The following is a 15611-nucleotide window of genomic DNA, read 5'->3' as shown; positions in this document are numbered from 1 at the left end:
GGCGGAGCGGGGCGCCGCTAACCTTCCCCGCCTCATGCCGCCCCCCCGCAAGATCGGAGCGCGCCCGCGCGCGCGGCGCCGCCGCGTGTCCGCCTCGACGGAGGGGCTCGGCGTCGTCGTGCTCTCCCGCAACCCGAAGCTCTACTCGACGCGGCGGCTCGTCGAGGCGGTGGGCGCGCTCGGCCACCTGCCGCGCGTGCTCGACACGCTCCGCTGCAACATGGTGCTCGGCCGCGACCGTCCGCGGATGTTCTACGCCGGCGAGGAGCTCCTCGCGACCGACGTCCACGTGGCCATCCCCCGCATCGGCGCGTCCATCACCGGCTACGGCCTCTCGGTGGTGAACCAGCTCGACATGATGGGCGTGCCGGTGCTGAACAACGCCATCCCCATCGCCCGCTCGCGCGACAAGCTGCGCGCGCTGCAGCTCCTCTCGCGCTTCGGCCTCGACATCCCGCGCACGGTGATGTGCCGCTACCGCGACGAGGTCCCCCAGGCGGTCGAGATGGTGGGCGGCCTGCCGTGCATCATCAAGCTCATCCAGGGGACGCAGGGCGTCGGCGTGATGATCGCCCACACCTCGGCGGAGGTGGAGGGGATGCTCGACACGCTCTGGACGCTGGGTCAGGAGATCCTCTTGCAGGAGCTCGTGGCCGAGTCGCGCGGCAAGGACGTGCGGGCGCTCGTGGTGGGCGACCACGTGGTCGCCGCCATGCGGCGCACGGCCCGCGCCGGCGAGTTCCGCTCCAACATCCACCGGGGCGGCGTGGCGGAGGCGGTCGAGCTCGACCGCGAGTTCGCCGAGGTGGCGGTGAAGGCCGCGCGGGTGATGGGGCTCGAGGTCGCCGGCGTGGACATGCTCGAGGCGCGCACCGGCCCGAAGGTCATGGAGGTCAACTCCTCCCCCGGCTTCGAGGGGCTCGAGGCGGCCACCGGCGTGGACATCGCCACGGCCTACGTGTCGCACGCCATCGAGTTCGGCCACGCCCGCCTCTCCGGCAGCACGGGCGGTCGCCTCGTGTGAGCGGAGGTGGGGAGCGGGCAGGCGAGCAGGCCGACCTGCGGACGCCCCTTCACCAAAGCGATCCCGCCCTCTAGAATCCGCCGCAACCGTGCCACCTCGAACCCCGCCCGTCGAGCCCATCCCGCTCGTCCTGTACGAGGATCCGCTCTCGCCCTGGTGCTTCGTCGCCGAGAAGCGCATCGCGGCGGCGCTCGCCGACCTCGCCGCCGCCTACGCGCCGCTCCGGCACGAGCCGTTTCCGCTGCGCGTCGAGCCGCGCGCGATGTCGCGCGCCGAGCGGGAGCGGCTCGCCCGCGCGGCGCGCAAGGCGGCGAAGGAGCCGGAGGCGCGGGGCATCACCCCCGACCTGTGGCTCTCGACGGATCCGCCGCTCTCGTCCATCCCGCCGCTCGCGGCGCTCGCCGCGGCGCGCCTGCAGGGCGACGCGCGCGAGGAGGCCCTGCGCACGCTGCTGCGCCAGGCGGCCCTCTTCCGCGGCGTCAACGTGTCGCGCACCGACGTGCTCTACGAGCTCGCCGAGCGCGCGGGCCTCGACGTGTCGCGCTTCGCGTGCGCCCTCGCGACGCCCTGGACCGAGCGGCGCGTGCGCGCCCGCTACGAGGAGGCGGTCGACCGCGGCGTCGACGTCGCCCCCGCGCTGGTCGTCGGAGAGGAGTGGCTCATCGCCGGCCCTCGCTCGGCCGACGAGTACCGCGAGATCCTCGAGCGGTACGCGCAGGTGCGCCACGGTCTCCCGCTGGCGCGCGTCCTCCACTGAGCGGCTCGAGGCGGTCGCGAGTGTGCCGCCGCACGTGCGCGGCCGGCACGCGCACACCGGCCCCGCGCCCGGGACCGCAGAGTCCCGCGGACTTGGCGCGTCGAATTCGCCCGGCACGGGCATTGCGAATACGCTCCCGCCGAGGGGCCGCCTGACGGGCCCCGCTGAATGCGGACGCTCACCGTGCGTCGATCGGTCGAGCCCTCGCGAAGGAGCCCACGATGAAGCGCCTGCTGCTACTCGTCGCCGCCGCCGCCCTCGCCTCGGGCTGCGTCGTGCACTCCGGCGCGAGCCGGCCGATCTACACGCCTCCCCCGCCGCCGGCGCCCGCGCCGCCGCCGGTCGTGAGCTACTGGTACCACGGCCAGCACTTCGTCCCCGACGACCTCGGCGGCGGCTGGTGCTACGGGGAGGGGCCGCACCAGCACGACTACGCCCCGCACCGAGCCGACTGGTACGACCTTCACGAAGGGTACTACTACTTCAACGGGCCCTACGTGTTCGCCTACCACGGCGGCCATCCCGTGCCGGGGCGCGGCTGGTGCTACGTGCGCGGACCGCACACGCACGAGTACTTCCCGCCCCAGGGTACGGACTTCGCCTGGAACCGGGGGCGCGGCTGGATCTACCGCGGCGGCTGGCGGCCGAACCGCCCGCCTCCTCCCAGCTACTGGCCCGTCGTGCGCGCTCCTCGGCCCAGCCCGCGGCCGGCGCACTACGACGATCCGCGGCCGGCCCCCGCTCCCGCGCGCCCGGTCTACGATCCGCGCCCGGCGCCCGCTCCTTACCCGCGCCCGGCCCCGACCCCGCCGCGGCCGAGCCCCGGCTACGAGCGGCCCGTGCCTGCGCCCGCCCCGTACCCCGTGCCGTCCCGCCCCGGCCCCGGCCACAGCGACGACGCCCCCGGGCACGGCAACCTCCCGCCCGGCCACGGCGGCACGCCCCCGGGACACGCTTCACCAGCGCCGCAGCCGCCGCGTCCGCCCGCCCCCGTGCCGACCACGCCGGGCCGCGGCGGCGAGGCTCCGGGGCATGGCGGCACGCCGCCCGGGCACGCGGCTCCTCCTCCCGCCCACGGCCGGCCCGACCGAGCCGTCCCGCCTTCCTCCACGCCTTCGCCGGGCAACAGCGGCGACGCTCGCGGCCACGGCGGCACGCCGCCCGGACGCGCCGCGCCCCCTCCCGCGCAGGGCGGCCGAGATGGCGCCGAGCCCCGCGGCAACGGAAACGGCAAGGGGAACCGCGAAGGTAACGGCCGCGGCAACGGCCGCGGGCGTGGCCAGCGCGAGGACGACGACGATCGTCGCGAGGGCGAGCAGGAGCAGGGCGAGCGGGACGGTCGCCCGGCGCGCGGCGACGGTCGCCGCTGATCGCGCCCTCGCCCATCGCGCCTCGCCGCCTGCACCTCGAGGCCGCCCTAGACCGGGGCGGCCTCACCCATTTCGCGGCTCGGCCGGCGCCCCGGCCGTGACTCCCCGGGCAACTTGCCCGCCCTCGGCGGGGTGGTAGCGTGCCGCGTCATGGGCCCCTTCCTCACCGCCGCGATGCTCCTCGTCGGGCTCGCGCTCTTCGCCTTCACGATGCTCGGGCGGATCGTGCCGCTCCTCGCGCTGCGGCGCGACGACCGGCTGTCGCGCACCGGCGAGCGGGTGGCGGCGCTCCTGCGCTACGGCTTCGGCCAGCGGCGCCTCGTCGATCCGGAGGAGCGCGGTCCCGGCGTCCTGCACGTGCTCGTCTTCGCGGCCTTCCTGGTGCTCGCGCTGCGGACCATCACCCTCTTCGGGATGGGCTTCACCGAGGGTTTCCACCTGCCGCTCCTCGGCCCGGAGTCACCGCTCGGCCGCGTCTACGGGTTCCTGAAGGACCTCGTGCTGCTCGGCGCGCTCGTGGGGGTGGCCGGGTTCCTGTGGCGCCGCCTCGTCACGAAGCCGGACCGGGTCACGCTCTCCACCGAGGGCGTGGTGATCCTCCTCTTCATCGGCGGGCTGATGGTGACGGACCTGCTCTTCGAGGGGTCCGTCCTCCTCGCCCGCGGCGAGCACGGCTCGGCGTGGGAGCCGGCCGGCGCGCTGGGGCGCGCCCTGCTCGCGCCGCTCGCGCCCGGCCCGGCGCGGGCGATCGGCGTCCTCTCCTTCTGGCTGCACCTCGCCATCATCCTCGTCTTCCTGAACGTGCTGCCGTTCGGGAAGCACTTCCACATCATCACCGGCCTGCCGAACGTGTTCTTCGCGCGGCTGTCGCCCACCGGCGCGCTGCGCAAGCTCGAGCTCGAGGCGGAGGACGCGAGCTACGGCGCCGCCACGGTGAAGGACCTCTCGTGGAAGGAGGCCTGGGACGTCTACAGCTGCACCGAGTGCGGCCGCTGCCAGACGCACTGCCCGACCTACGTGACCGGCAAGCCGCTCTCGCACAAGGAGGTGAACCGGACGATCCGCCACCACCTGCTGGACGTCGCCCCCGCGCTCGCCGCCGCGGCCCGCGCGAAGGAGCCCGCCGCCCGGGAGGCGGCGCTCGGGGCGCTCCCCCCCATCGCCTCGGTCGTGCCGCCGGAGACGTTCTGGGCGTGCACCACCTGCGGCTGGTGCGAGACCGCCTGCCCCGTGCTCATCGAGAACGTCCCGCGCCTCGTGGACATGCGGCGCCAGCAGGTGCTCGTGGAGTCCTCCTTCCCGGACGAGGCGGCCCGCGTCTTCAAGGGGATCGAGACCCAGGGGAACCCGTGGGGCATCGGCTCGAACAAGCGCGCCGAGTGGTGCGAGGACCTGGACGTGCCGCGCGCGTCGTCGGGGGAGCCGTTCGAGTGGCTCTTCTTCGTGGGCTGCGCCGGGGCGTTCGACGACCGCCAGAAGAAGGTCTCGCGCGCCATCGTGCGCATCCTGCGCGAGGCGAAGGTCTCGTTCGCCATCCTGGGCGAGGAGGAGACCTGCAACGGCGAGGCGGCCCGCAGGCTGGGGAACGAGTACCTCTTCCAGCTGCAGGCGCAGGCCAACGTGGAGACGCTGAACGGCTACGGGGTGAAGAAGATCCTCGTCCAGTGCCCGCACTGCCTCAACACCCTCGAGAACGAGCTGCCGCAGTTCGGCGGCCGCTACGAGGTGGTGCACCACGCCGAGCTCATCGCGCGGCTCGTCGCCGAGGGGCGGCTCACCCCCGCCGCCGCCGAGGGGCTCGGGACGATCACCTTCCACGACCCGTGCTACCTGGCCCGGTGGAACGGGGTCACCGAGGCGCCGCGGGAGGCGCTCGGCGCGGTGCCCGGCCTGAAGATGGTCGAGATGCCGCGCAACCGCCGCCAGGGCTTCTGCTGCGGCGCGGGCGGGGGGCGCTTCTGGCTCGAGGAGAAGCTCGGGACGCGCGTGAACCAGCACCGCGTGGACGAGGCCGCCGCGACGCTGGGTGAAGCAGGCGGCGTCGTCGCCACCGGCTGCCCGTTCTGCCTCACCATGATGAAGGACGGCGTCAACGAGACCGGCCGCGAGGAGCGGCTGCGGGTGATGGACGTGGCGGAGATCGTCGCGCTCGGCCTCCCCGGCGCGCGCGCGCCGCGCGAGGGGTAGGGTCGTCGTGGAGCGGCTCCCGGCCCCGCCGCTCCCGCCGTTCCTCGCCCGCGCGCTCCCCTTCGAGCGCTCGGTGGTCGTCGCCGGCGGCCTCGCCCTCCACGTGATGGAGTCGGGGCCCGCCGCCGCGCCCACGGTCGTGCTCCTCCACGGCAACCCGACCTGGAGCTTCCTCTGGCGCGAGGTCGCCCTCCGGCTGCGCGACGCGCCGCTGCGGCTCGTGATGCCGGACCTCCCCGGCCTCGGCCTCTCCGAGAAGCCGCGCGATCCGCGCTTCCACACGCTCGAGCGCCACGCCCGCGTGATGGGCGCGCTCCTCGACGCCGCCGCGCCGGGCCGCTTCGTCCTCGCCGTGCACGACTGGGGCGGCCCCATCGCCCTCGCCGCCCTGGCCGATCGCCCGGGCCGGCTCGCCGGCCTGGTCGTCACGAACACGGGGGTCGGCCCGCCGCGCCCCGGCGCCCGCAAGACCGCCTTCCATCGCCTCGCGAACCTGCCGGTCCTCTCCACGATCCTCTTCCGGCTCCTCGGCTTCCCGCAGAACGCGCTCCACCTCGCCCAGGCGGATCGCCGCTCCATCCGCGGCGACGTCGCGCGCGCCTACCGCTGGCCGCTGCGCCGGCTCCGCGATCGGGCCGCGCCGCTGGCGCTCGCGCGGATGGTCCCGCTCTCGCCCGGGCACCCCTCGATGCCCTTCCTCGAGCGCGCGCTCGGCGTCGCGACCGCGTTCGACGGCCCGGCCGCCGTGGTGTGGGGCGAGCGCGATCCGGTGCTCGGCCGCGCCCTCCGCGGCGTCGCCTCGGCGCTCCCCGCGGCGCGCGTGACACGCCTCCCCGCCGGCCACACCCCGCAGGAGGAGGCCCCGGGCCCGATCGCGGACGCCATCCGCGACGTCGCGCGCCGCGCGGGCTTCCTCCGCTGACCGCCGATCCGGTCGCGCGAGGCGAGCCGGCGGTCAGCGCCGGGCCGGCACCGGGAACGCCGCCGCCGCCGCGTCGAGCCGCCGCGCCACCTCTCCCTCGAGCGCCTCGAGGTCGTTCCCCGAGCGCGGATCGGCGCCCACGCAGGTGAGGATCTCGTCGTAGGGAGAGGGCGCGCTGCCGAGCGCGTCGTAGTCGATCCGGCGCGGCAGGTCCTCGCCGTTCTTGCCCGGGCGGAACGCGCCGAACAGCCCGTCCGAGCCGGGGGCCAGCTCCTCCTTGAGCGCCAGGAGCCGGCGCAGCGCCGCGCGAAACGCCGCGTGCGCGAGCTGGCGGAGCTCCACCTTCGCGCCCGTGCGGGCCGAGACGCCCGCGAGCGCCGCGCGCAGGAACGGCACGTCGGTCACCACGAGCCCGTAGAGGTGGAAGTCGCCCGCCAGGGCGCCATCGAGGATCGCCGCCTCCTCCTCGGAGAGGAAGGCGTGGCTCGGGCACAGGAACGCGTCGCAGGTGGCGACGTCGTAGGCGCCGCAGTCGCGCAGGTCGGCGCCGCCGGTGGCGAGCGGATGGGCGAGGCACCCGACGCGCGTCTCCTCCGCGTCGAGGAACCCCAGCAGCGGGCAGATCCGCACCGACGGGAAGAGCGGCGCCGGCGCGCCCGCCGCCAGCGCCGCCGCCGCGGCGCGGAACGCCTCGGGCGTGCGCGGGACGCGCGCCAGCGCGCGCGTCCGCCGGGCGAGCTCGGCGCGCAGGGTGGGGCGGTCGAGCGCGCGGCTGTTGTAGAGCCCGCAGCAGGCCCCGCAGCTCGCCCCCGCCGTCTGGCAGAGCCGGAGCGTGGCTCACGCCCCGGCGCCGAGCGACGCCCGGCAGCTCGCGCAGAGCCCGGGGCCCTTGCGATCCGAGTCGGCGGCGTCGCGGGAGACGAACATCGCGCAGCGGTAGTCCGCGCAGTGCGACAATCCGAGGAGGTGCCCGGTCGCGTGCACCGTCTCGACCTGCGCGCGGCGGAGGAGCTGCTCCGGCTCGCCCTGGGAGAGCCGCGCCAGCGAGAAGAGGGCGGCGCCGGCGTCGCGGTCCGCGTCCCCGATCACGTAGGGCGCGTCGGGCAGGAACAGGTCGACGTCGGCGATCCCCACCACCGGCGGGCCGCCGGCGCCCCCGCGCAGCGAGGCGAGCCGGCGGAGGATCGAGGTGGCGTGGTACTGGCCGCGCGCCTCGTTGAAGGCGTAGCGCGGCCGGTCGAGCGAGGGACCGCCCTTCGCGCCGATGCCGAGCGCCTCGCGCAGCGCGTGGGCGGCCTGCGCCACGATCTTGGAGCCGACCCCGCCGAGCGGCACGAGGAGGACGTGGCTCGGGTGGGAGAGCGCCTTCAGCTCGTCCCGAGCGGCGCCGGTCCTCGGTCCGTTGGTGGCTGAGGCGGAAGGATTCGAACCTTCATACGCGGATCCAAAGTCCGCAGTCCTGCCGTTGGACGACGCCTCAGAATCGTTGCGACGCACGGGCGGCCCGCTTCTCCTCGCTGCGCTCCTCGGGGCGACACGCTCTAGAGCGCGGGAACACCGTGGCCCCGCGGCAGCGACCTACCAGCGTACCAGGGCGCTCCCCCAGGTGAAACCCGCCCCGAAGGCGCAGAGCCCCACGAGGTCGCCGCGCTTCACGCCCCGCGTCTCGATCCCCTCCGCGAGCGCGATGGGGATCGAGCCGGCGGTGGTGTTGCCGTACTTCTGGATGTTGTTGAACACCTGCTCGTCGGAGAGCTCGAGGCTGCGCTGCACCATCTGGCTGATGCGCAGGTTCGCCTGGTGGGGCACGAGGAGCTTCAGGTCCCTCGTGGTCAGCCCGTTCCGCTCGAGGGCGGTGCGCACCACCTCCGGCATCTTGGAGATGGCGTGCTTGAAGACCTTCTGCCCCTCCATGTGCGGGTAGACCGCGCCGGACTCGATGTGCGCCGGCTGCACGCGCGGGTGGTACTTGGAGCCCGGCGCGTCGGTCCACAGCTCCTTCGCGTAGCGGCCGTCGGCGTGCAGGTGCACCGAGAGCACCCCGCGGCCCGGGTCGTCGGTCGCCTCGAGGAGCGCCGCGCCCGCGCCGTCGCCGAAGATCACCGCCACGTCGCGGCCGCGCGTCGAGACGTCGAGGCCGGTGGAGTGGATCTCCGAGCCCACGAGCAGCACGCGCCGGTACACGCCGGCGCGGATCCACGCGTCCACGACGGAGAGCCCGTACAGGAAGCCGGAGCACTGGTTGCGGATGTCGAGCGCGGGCACGCCGGGGATGCCCAGCTTCGCGTTGAGGAAGCAGCCGTCGCCCGGGAACATGTGATCGGGAGACAGCGAGGCGTAGACGATCGCCTCGATGTCGGAGGCCTTCCAGCCCGCGCCGTCGAGCGCACGCCTCGTCGCCTCCAGGGCCAGGTCCGAGTTCTCCGTCCCCTCGCGCACCCAGCGCCGCTCCCGGATGCCCGTCCGCTCCTGGATCCAGGCGTCGGACGTCTCCATGAGCCGGGTGAGCTCCTCGTTCGTGACGACGCGATCCGGGACGAAGGTGCCGAGGGCGGCGAAGGCGGCGCGGGGCATCGATGATCGTCTCTCTCTCAGATGTCGAGGTTCTGCACGTCGAGGGCGTGCTTCTCGATGAACTCGCGGCGCGGCTCGACCGCGTCGCCCATCAGCACGCTGAACACCTCGTCCGCCTCCACGGTGTCGTCGACGCGGACCTGCAGGAGCGTGCGGCGGGCGTGATCCATCGTCGTCTCCCAGAGCTGCTCGGGGTTCATCTCGCCGAGCCCCTTGTAGCGCTGGATGGTCTGGCCGGCGGTCGCCGCTCGCTTCAGCACCTCCACCGCGCCGAAGACGTCGTCCACCTCCTCCTCGCCGTCGCCGGTCCGCAGCTTGTGCGGGCCGGCGCCGAGCTCCGCCAGCTCCCCGTACAGCCCGGCGAGCTCGCCCCACTCCGGGCCGGACAGGTAGTCGAAGTCGATGCGGGTGGTGCGCGTCGCGCCCGACATGGTGGTCTGGAACACCAGCGCGTCGCAGCCGTGCTCCTCGTCCCGCTCGATCTTGGCGAGGCGGACCTCCAGCTCCGGGTGGAGCTTCTGGGCCTTGTCGAAGATCTTCTGCACCTGCTCCTTCACCTGCTCGTGGTGCTTCAGCAGCTCGAGGTCCAGATCGCCGAGCTGGACGGCCGCGTCCACGATGCGGCTGTCGCGCCGCCGATCCACCCGGGCGAGCAGCCCGCGGTAGCGGATCGCGTCCTGGGCGAGGCGCTTCAGGTCCGCCCCTTCGACGACGAGGTCGCCGGCGACGAGCTTGGCCTTCTCGGTCCCGAGCTGCAGCAGGAAGTCGTCGAGGGCCGCCTCGTCCTTGAGGTAGCTCTCCTTCTTCCCCTTCTGCACCCGGTAGAGCGGCGGCTGGGCGATGTAGAGGTAGCCCTTCTCGACCAGCTCCGGCATCTGCCTGAAGAAGAAGGTGAGGAGCAGCGTCCGGATGTGCGAGCCGTCGACGTCCGCGTCCGTCATGATGACGATCTTGTGGTAGCGGATCTTGGAGACGTCGTACTCCTCCGGCCCGATGCCCGTCCCGAGCGCGGTGATCATGGTCGCGATCTCCGCGGACGAGAGCATCTTGTCGAAGCGGGCCTTCTCCACGTTCAGGATCTTGCCGCGCAGCGGGAGGATCGCCTGCGTGCGCCGGTCGCGGCCCTGCTTCGCCGAGCCGCCCGCGGAGTCGCCCTCCACGATGAACAGCTCGGACTCGCGCGGGTCGCGCGACTGGCAGTCGGCCAGCTTTCCCGGCAGTGAAGCGCCGTCGAGCGCGCCCTTGCGGCGCACGGTCTCGCGCGCCTTGCGGGCGGCGATGCGCGCCCGGGTGGCCTCCGCCACCTTCGCGCAGACGCGCTTCGCGACGTTGGGGTTCTCCTCCAGGAACGCCCCGAGCCGCTCGTTGAGCATGGTCTCGACCATGCTCTTCGCCTCGGTGTTGGAGAGCTTGGTCTTCGTCTGCCCCTCGAAGCTCGCCCCGGGCAGCCGGATGGAGATGACCGCCGCGAGCCCCTCGCGCATGTCGTCGCCGGAGGGCAGCTCGTCCTTCAGGTCCTTGAAGAGGTTGTTCTTCTGCCCGTACGCGTTGATGGTGCGGGTGAGCGCGGCCTTGAAGCCGATGAGGTGGGTGCCGCCCTCGTGGTTGTGGATGTTGTTCGCGAAGGCGAAGACCTTCTCGTCGTAGCCGTCGTTCCACTGGAGGGCGATCTCGACGAGCGCCGTGCCGCGCTCGGTCTCCACCTCCTGGCGCAGCGAGATGGGCGGCTGGAACAGCACGTCGCGGCTCTTGTTGAGGTAGCCCACGAACTCGCGGATGCCGTCCTTGAACAGGAACTCGTGCTTCTTGCCGCTGCGCTCGTCCTCGATGGTGATGGTGAGCCCGGCGTTCAGGAAGGCGAGCTCGCGCAGGCGGCCGGAGAGCGTCTCGAAGGAGAACTCGGTCACCTCGAAGATCGTCGCGTCCGGCTTGAAGGTGATCTTGGTGCCGCGCCGCTGCGTCTCGCCCACCGCCGTGACCTTGCCGGCCGGCGTGCCGCGGTCGTAGCGCTGCAGCCACACCTTGCCCTCGCGGTAGACCTCCGCCTTGAGCCACTCGGAGAGCGCGTTCACGCAGGTCACGCCGACGCCGTGCAGGCCGCCGGAGACCTTGTAGGCGTTCGACTCGAACTTGCCGCCGGCGTGGAGCTTCGTGAGCACCACGTCGAGCGTGTCCATCCCCTTCACCGAGGGATGAGGGCCGATGGGGATGCCCGAGCCGTTGTCGACGATGGTGATCGAGCTGTCGGCGTGGATGGTGACGGTGATCTCGTTCGCGCGGCCCGCCATCGCCTCGTCGACCGAGTTGTCGACGACCTCGTACACGAGGTGGTGGAGCCCGCGCTCCCCCACGTCGCCGATGTACATGTGCGGTCGCTTGCGGACCGCCTCCAGGCCCTCGAGCACCTTGATCGCGTCGGTTCCGTACTCCTCCGCGCCGTTCGTCGGCTGAAGGCTCTTCTGGGCGGTTTCCAGGGGGGCTCCTCCGTCGTTTCCCCGAAGGGTTCCCGCGGCTTAGGCGAGATACGGGGGTATAGCAGGCAAGGCGCCCGGTGGCAACGTCCACTCGCGCGATTCAACTCGGCGGATCGACTCAGGAAATGAGCGGACTCACCATCCCACCCTCCACCTTGTAAAAGGCCGTATCCGGTCCCGCCGCGGGCTCGATCAGGCGGCGGTCGGTGGTGGTGAGGAAGGCCTGCGCCGGCAGGGCCGCCAGGTAGGCGAGCAGGTAGCGGTTCTTGGTGGGATCGAGCTCCGACGACACGTCGTCGAGCAGGAGGAGCGGCGGGCGCCCGAGCGCCGCGCGGAGGTTCTCGATCTCCGCGATCTTGAGGGCCAGCACGAGGGCCCGCTGCTGGCCCTGGCTCGCGTAGGCGCGCGCGCCGCGGCCGTCGAGGGCCAGCACGAGCTCGTCCATGTGCGGGCCGACGGAGGTGAAGCCGCGATCGCGATCGCGCTCCAGCCGCTGCGCGAGCGCGTGCTCGAGGCGCTCGGCGAGCTCCGCCTCCCCGACCTCCGCCTGCACCCCGGCCGCGGGCCGGTAGGCGAAGCGCGCCTCGGGCGCCGCCGGCCCGGAGATCTCGCGGAAGGCGGTGCTCACCCGCGGGGCGAGCTCCTCGACGAGGTCGCGCCGCCGCCGCACGATGCGCGCCCCGGCGCGCACGAGCGGGCCGCGGAAGCTCGCCTCGACCTCGGGTGACCCGCCGCGCAGCGCGGCGTTGCGGGCCCGCAGCGCCCGCACGTACTCCCGGGCCTCGCCGAGCACCGCCGGCCAGCGGTTGAAGGCGGCGCGATCCAGGAAGCGGCGCCGCCCCTCCGGCCCACCCTTCACGAGGAGCAGGTCGTCCGGGGCGAAGCAGACCGCGGCGAGCCCGTCGAAGTAGGCGTCGAGCCGCTCCTGCGGCTTGCCGTCGAGGAGCGCCACGCGCCCGCCGGGGGCGACCTGCACCGCCACCCGGCGCGTCCCGCCGGGGCCGTCGAAGTCCCCCGCCACGAGCCCCGTCTGCGCCCCGTGGCGGACGAGCTCGGCGAGCCGCGCGGTGCGCAGCGGCTTCAGGGTGGTGAGGAAGTAGATGGCCTCGAGGAGGTTCGTCTTCCCCTGGCCGTTCTCGCCCAGGAGCACCGTCGCCCGCGGCGAGGGAAGGAGCTCGACCTGGGCGAGGTTCCGGAAGTCCTGGACGGCGAGGGAGAGGAGCTTCACGGAAGGGGGGCTGCAGGCTACGGCCTACGGGCCGCAGGAGGGGCTCGCGAGCCGGCCGTTCCCGAAGCCCGGAGCCTGGAGCCCGCGGCCCATCTCTCTCAGATCCGCATCGGCATCACCACCGCGGTGAAGCCGGCGTCCTTCTCGTCGCCCCCGCGCATGACGCCGGGGGAGAGGTCGTCCGCGAGCTCGAGCTGCACCTCGGCGCTCTTCACCACCCCGAGCACGTCCATGAGGTAGCGGGCGTTGAAGCCGATCTTGAGCGGCTCGCCGGCGTACTCGACCGGCACCTCCTCCTTCGCCTCGCCGAGGTCGGGGTTCTGCGAGAGCACCTTGAGCGTGCCCTGGCCGAGCTCGAGCTTCACCGCGTGCGCCTTGTCGCTGGAGAGGAGGGAGACGCGGCGCAGCGTCTCGAGGAAGCGATCGCGCCCGAGGCGGAGCACCTTCTCGCCCTGCTTCGGGATGACCTGGCGGTAGTCCGGGAAGAGCCCCTCGATGAGCCGCATGGAGAGGATCACGCCCGGACGGCGGAAGATGGCGCTGTTCTCGACGAAGCCGAGCTTGGTCTCGCCGGCGTCCGCGCCGGCCTCCACCGCCTCGCCGAGGAGCTTGCGCAGCTCGTGCAGGCCCTTCTTCGGGAGGATCACGCCGCGCTTCAGGCCGAAGGTCCCGCCGATCGAGCGCTCCGAGAGCGACAGGCGGTGGCCGTCGGTGGCGACGAGGCGCAGCACCTCGGGCCCGGGCTCGAAGTAGACGCCGTTCAGGTTGTAGCGGGTCTCGTCGTTCGAGACGGCGAAGAAGGTCCGCTCGATCATGTCGAGCAGGTCCTCCGGCTTCACGTCCGAGAAGGTCACCTTCTCGAAGCGCGGCAGCGCGGGGAAGTCCTCGGCGGGCAGGCCGACGATGCGGAACTCCGAGGGGCCGCTCCGGACCTCCAGGTAGTTGTTGTGCGCGCGCTTGAGCGTCACCTGCTGCTCGGGCAGGGCCCGCACGATCTCGTACAGGTGGCGTGCGGAGACGGCGAGGGCCCCCTCCTTCAGGACCTCGCAGTGCTCCCCGTGCTCCGAGGAGACCGCGAGGTCGAGGTCGGTGGCGGAGACCACGAGGTGGCCGCCCTTCGCCTCGAGGAGCACGTGGGAGAGGATCGGCATCGTGCTCTTCTTTTCCACGATGCCCTGGGAGCGCCCGAGCGCCTTGGCCAGCTCCGCCACGCCGATCTTCAGTTCCATGGGAGATCTCTCTTCTTTTGATCTTAGGCGTAACAGCAGGGGCCGCGACGATGTGGAAAAGGGGCTGGAGTCCGCGAAACTTCTGGAGGTTTTTGCCTGGAAAAGTTTCCGGATCCTTCTGGGTCGAGTTTGTGTAGCGCGGGCCGAGAAACACTGTCAACAGCCGCCCACACCTCGTCCCCACGAGGATCGGTGGCGGATCCACAGACGATCCACAGCGGACGGAGGGCGCTCCGGGAGGCCCGGGGCGAGAGGTCGCCGGCCGCGTGAGCGCGGACGAAAGCGCCGCCCAGGGAAGGCGAGCGCGGGCGGCGCAGCCGAGGAGAGGCCGGGCGCTTCAGGCCCCCGGCTCCTGGAACGGGCGGCGCGCGGACTTCGCCGATGGCCCGCAGGGCGTGGCCCGAAGGCCTCGCTCCTCAGGGCGCGAGCTTGGAGGTGAGGACCTGCACCGCGGAGCGGACCGGCTCCTCCGTCTCCATGAGCGTGCGGATGCGCTCGACGGCGGCGATCACGGTGGTGTGGTCCTTCTTGTTGAAGCGCTCGGCGATGGCCTGGAACTTCTCCTTGCCGAGCTCGCGGCAGAGGTACATGGCGGCCTGGCGCGGCAGCGCGATCTTCTGCTCGCGCGAGCTGCTCGTGAGCTTCGCGACGGTGAGGCCGTAGTGGGCGGCCACGGCCTCCTGGATGCGCTCGATGGTGGGCTTGTAGCCCTCGGGCGGGATGACGTCGGAGAGCACGTCGCGCGCGAGCGCCACGGTGATGGGCTCGCTCTTCAGCGAGGCGAAGGCGGCGAGGCGCATGAGGGCGCCCTCGAGCTCGCGCACGTTCGAGCGGATGTGGGCGGCGAGCAGCTGCGTGACGTCGCCGGGCAGGTCGATGGACTCCACCTCCGCCTTCTTCTGGAGGATGGCGGCGCGGGTCTCGAACTCGGGCGCCTCCACCTGGACGCGCATGCCCCACTCGAAGCGCGAGCAGAGGCGGGCGTCGAGCCCCTTCAGCTCCTTGGGGCTGCGATCGCTGGAGAGGACGATCTGCACGTGGTGGTCGTGGAGCTCGTTGAACGTGTGGAAGAACTCCTCCGCGGTCTTGTCCTTGCCGGCGAGGAACTGCACGTCGTCGACGAGCAGGGCCGTGCACTCCCGGTACTTGCGGCGGAAGTCGTCCATCGTGCCCTTCGAGAGCGCCGCCACGAAGTCGTTCGTGTAACGCTCCGAGGAGACGATCGCGACGCGGCCGCCCTGCTTGTCCAGGATGGCGTGGGCGAGCGCGTGGAGCAGGTGCGTCTTGCCGAGGCCCGAGTCGCCGTGGAGGAAGAGCGGGTTCCAGGTGTGGCCGGGGTTCGCGGCGACGGCCTGGGCCGCGGCGAAGGCGAAGCGGTTCGACTCGCCCACCACGAAGGTGTCGAAGGTGTAGCGCGGGTTCGGGCGCGACTCGCGCGGGTCCGCGGGCTCGGCCGCGCGCGGCACAGGCGAGAGGGCCGGCCCGGCGGCGGGGGCGGGCGGGGAGGCGACGCGCGGGGCCGAGTCCACCACGAAGGCGATGGGCAGCTGCCTGCCCAGGATGCCGGGCGCGAACTCCTCGAAGAAGGCGCGGTAGTTGTCCTCCACGAAGTCGCGGTGGAACGGATCCGGCGCCGCGATCTGCAACCGCCCGCCCTCCAGCGAGACGAGGCGGAGCGGGGCGAACCACCGATCGTAGAGATCGGGGCGCAGCCGGGAGCGGAGGTACGTGTCGATTCGAGCCCAGAGCGCCGTTTCGTCGGACGGCCCGATCCACTTGGCGCTCGCGCGCGAATCCATGGTGCTGCCCCCCGTCGGTCACGGCTGCAGAACGAGGCTCACCCCTC

The 15611-nt window shown here is 72.9% G+C and carries 12 protein-coding genes and 1 tRNA gene; 5 read left to right on the top strand and 8 right to left on the bottom strand.

Annotated elements, in window-relative coordinates; all coding sequences use genetic code 11:
• Positions 1–34: 34 nt before the first annotated feature.
• The 5 genes from ANAE109_RS00065 to ANAE109_RS00045 all read left to right on the top strand — a co-directional run bounded on the left by ANAE109_RS00065 (position 35) and on the right by ANAE109_RS00045 (position 6260).
• Positions 35–1024: a RimK family alpha-L-glutamate ligase gene (locus ANAE109_RS00065; RefSeq protein WP_011984338.1), complete on the top strand. Its 990-nt coding sequence runs from the start codon at positions 35–37 to the stop codon at positions 1022–1024.
• A gap of 88 nt (positions 1025–1112) precedes the next feature.
• Positions 1113–1781: a DsbA family protein gene (locus tag ANAE109_RS00060; RefSeq protein WP_011984337.1), complete on the top strand. Its 669-nt coding sequence runs from the start codon at positions 1113–1115 to the stop codon at positions 1779–1781.
• Between the two features lie 221 nt (positions 1782–2002).
• Positions 2003–3151, top strand: coding sequence for a hypothetical protein (locus ANAE109_RS00055; protein ID WP_011984336.1), 1149 nt, complete (start codon positions 2003–2005; stop codon positions 3149–3151).
• A gap of 150 nt (positions 3152–3301) precedes the next feature.
• Positions 3302–5338, top strand: a complete 2037-nt coding sequence (locus ANAE109_RS00050; protein ID WP_011984335.1) for a (Fe-S)-binding protein — start codon at positions 3302–3304, stop codon at positions 5336–5338.
• Between the two features lie 7 nt (positions 5339–5345).
• A complete protein-coding gene (locus ANAE109_RS00045) occupies positions 5346–6260 on the top strand; it encodes an alpha/beta fold hydrolase (RefSeq protein WP_011984334.1) in 915 nt (304 codons plus the stop codon).
• Between the two features lie 33 nt (positions 6261–6293).
• Here the strand turns inward: ANAE109_RS00045 and ANAE109_RS00040 are convergent, their stop codons facing one another.
• The 8 genes from ANAE109_RS00040 to dnaA all read right to left on the bottom strand — a co-directional run bounded on the left by ANAE109_RS00040 (position 6294) and on the right by dnaA (position 15564).
• Positions 6294–6890, bottom strand: coding sequence for a hypothetical protein (locus ANAE109_RS00040; protein ID WP_011984333.1), 597 nt, complete (start codon positions 6888–6890; stop codon positions 6294–6296).
• 207 nt (positions 6891–7097) lie between these two features.
• Positions 7098–7595 carry an archaemetzincin gene (locus tag ANAE109_RS00035; protein WP_011984332.1) on the bottom strand — a complete coding sequence of 166 codons (498 nt, stop codon included), beginning with the start codon at positions 7593–7595 and terminating at the stop codon, positions 7098–7100.
• A gap of 71 nt (positions 7596–7666) precedes the next feature.
• Positions 7667–7740: transfer RNA gene (locus ANAE109_RS00030), tRNA-Gln, on the bottom strand.
• A gap of 98 nt (positions 7741–7838) precedes the next feature.
• Entirely contained in the window at positions 7839–8834 is a 996-nt protein-coding gene (locus ANAE109_RS00025) for a 3-oxoacyl-ACP synthase III family protein (RefSeq protein ID WP_011984331.1), read from the bottom strand.
• Between the two features lie 17 nt (positions 8835–8851).
• Complete coding sequence (gene gyrB, locus ANAE109_RS00020; protein WP_011984330.1) at positions 8852–11239, bottom strand: DNA topoisomerase (ATP-hydrolyzing) subunit B; 2388 nt, start codon at positions 11237–11239, stop codon at positions 8852–8854.
• Between the two features lie 187 nt (positions 11240–11426).
• Positions 11427–12536 (bottom strand): DNA replication/repair protein RecF, encoded by a 1110-nt coding sequence (locus ANAE109_RS00015; RefSeq protein ID WP_011984329.1) that lies wholly within the window; start codon positions 12534–12536, stop codon positions 11427–11429.
• Between the two features lie 98 nt (positions 12537–12634).
• Positions 12635–13765 (bottom strand): DNA polymerase III subunit beta, encoded by a 1131-nt coding sequence (gene dnaN / locus ANAE109_RS00010; RefSeq protein ID WP_011984328.1) that lies wholly within the window; start codon positions 13763–13765, stop codon positions 12635–12637.
• Positions 13766–14181: 416 nt separating this feature from the next.
• Positions 14182–15564, bottom strand: coding sequence for a chromosomal replication initiator protein DnaA (gene dnaA, locus ANAE109_RS00005; RefSeq protein ID WP_011984327.1), 1383 nt, complete (start codon positions 15562–15564; stop codon positions 14182–14184).
• Positions 15565–15611: the final 47 nt, after the last annotated feature.

Source organism: Anaeromyxobacter sp. Fw109-5, from assembly GCF_000017505.1.
Lineage (GTDB): Bacteria > Myxococcota > Myxococcia > Myxococcales > Anaeromyxobacteraceae > Anaeromyxobacter.
Note: the sequence above shows the minus strand (reverse complement) of the source record. Positions and strands in the feature narration are given on the sequence as shown.